The following is a 1,638-nucleotide window of genomic DNA, read 5'->3' as shown; positions in this document are numbered from 1 at the left end:
GCCGATAGCCGTGCCTATGGCGGTGACAAGCGCTCGATCGGCATGAAGACCAAAATACATCTATTGTCCGACGGCACGTTGTTCGGGTGCAGCTCGTCTTGCGTAGGTGCCGATGGCATCCTTCGCAGATGGGTTGATGCCGGATGTCCTCCGGCTGTTGGCAGCGATGTGAAACCGGACAGTTTCGAGCTTTTGCTGATCCGTCCTAACGGCGATGTGTTTTTCGCTCACGACAATCTTGATCTTACCGGCCCGTTGTCCGCTGAATTTCATGCGATCGGGTCAGGCTATCAGTTCGCGATAGCAGTCATGACGATGGGCTTTGATGCGGTGAAAGCCGTCGAGGTAGCCAGTCAATGCGATATCTGGACCGACGGTCCCATCACCCAACTGAAACTTGAGGGCTGACCATGGCACTGATCGTTGAAACAGGGACCGGCTCTTCCACGGCAAACGCCTTTTGGGATGCCGCGAGCATCGGCACCTATCACACCTCGCACGGCAACGCCGCTTGGATCGGTGCGGATACACTCAAGGAAGCCGCCATCATTCGCGCGACTGCTTTCCTTTCCAATTCCTACCAATGGCAGGGCTATAAGCGCAACGGGCGTCCGCAAGCCTTGGCATGGCCTCGCGTCGATGTGGTCGACTGTGAGGGATGGGGCGTTGCCTTTGATGAGGTGCCGATCGAGATCAAATACGCCACGGCCGAGATCGCTCTTCGCGAGCTGATCACGCCTGGCTCTATGAACCCGGACTTCACCGCTTCCGAACAGGTCAAGCGTGAGAAGGTCGGCGAGTTGGAAGTCGAATACCTCAATTCGAACACCTCGGCAGAAGGGGCTCGCCCTGTCCTGCTGATTGTCCGCGATCTGATCGGCGGATTGCTGCGGAAAGGTGCCGGCAATGCGCTGGTAGGGCAGGCGTCTCGGGCATGACCGCGAAGTTCAACTACGCCAAATCGCAAACGACAGCGCTGCGTCTGCTCGACAAGTTCGGTCAGGCCTGCGAGATATGGCGCGATGTTCCCGGCGGCGGTCCTGTCTGGGATCCGGGTGAGCCAACGATTCAGAAGACTCCATGCACCGCGGCGATATTGGCCATCGAGTTGAGGGACGTCGACGGCACTCTCGTGAAATCGACAGATCGCACCGCCTATGTTGCCGCTAAGGGCCTTGCCATAGAGCCAACCACAACTGACAGGCTCGTATTTAACGRCAAGTCCTACACCATCGTAAAGGTGGCGGCGCTACAGCCGGCCGACACCATTGTTTACCACAAGCTTTTCGTGAGGGCCTAAAGGCTCGATGCTGCTTCGCTGAACAAGGATTTAGCAATTTCCAGCACTCGGGCTCGTTCATCGGCCTCCGTTTCATCTGGCACTGGCGGATCTATAAAGATCACCTTTGCGACGGGAAGCTTAAGTGCGTTCATTGTGACGGTGCAAAATCGCCCTGTTGGTTGATCGCTGAAGTGTACAAAGGTCTCCGTAAAAGTCGTCATTTCATTCCTCTGATTTCGGGTTGAGTAACAAACCGAAAGCCCAGTTATAAGTCGAGAGGACATTTATGCTCAAGCGCCTTTCAGCCCGCGAGAAGTTCAAGCCACTCCGGAACGCGAACGTTCAACGTATGCGCT

At 56.1% G+C, this 1,638-nt stretch carries 3 protein-coding genes; all 3 read left to right on the top strand.

Going from position 1 to position 1,638, the window contains the following annotated elements; genetic code table 11:
* Positions 1 to 408 (top strand): hypothetical protein (locus tag ACXJ5O_RS26245; protein ID WP_457302467.1); only part of this gene is annotated, 408 nt, incomplete at its 5' end.
* Positions 409 to 410: 2 nt separating this feature from the next.
* Positions 411 to 938, top strand: a complete 528-nt coding sequence (locus ACXJ5O_RS26240; RefSeq protein WP_457302466.1) for a DnaT-like ssDNA-binding protein — start codon at positions 411 to 413, stop codon at positions 936 to 938.
* The gene (locus ACXJ5O_RS26235; RefSeq protein WP_457302465.1) at positions 935 to 1,300 is read left to right on the top strand and encodes a hypothetical protein; all 366 of its coding nucleotides are present in this window, start codon (positions 935 to 937) and stop codon (positions 1,298 to 1,300) included. The genes ACXJ5O_RS26240 and ACXJ5O_RS26235 overlap by 4 nt, the downstream gene beginning before the upstream one ends.
* The last annotated feature ends 338 nt before the right edge of the window (positions 1,301 to 1,638 follow it).

This window comes from Phyllobacterium sp. P5_D12 (genome assembly GCF_054049495.1).
This window is presented reverse-complemented; position numbering and strand designations above follow the sequence as displayed.

Excerpts from the sequence above, each read along its gene's own strand:
- ACXJ5O_RS26240 (WP_457302466.1), top strand. The coding sequence starts at position 411 with ATGGCACTGATCGTTGAAACAGGGACCGGCTCTTCCACGGCAAACGCC.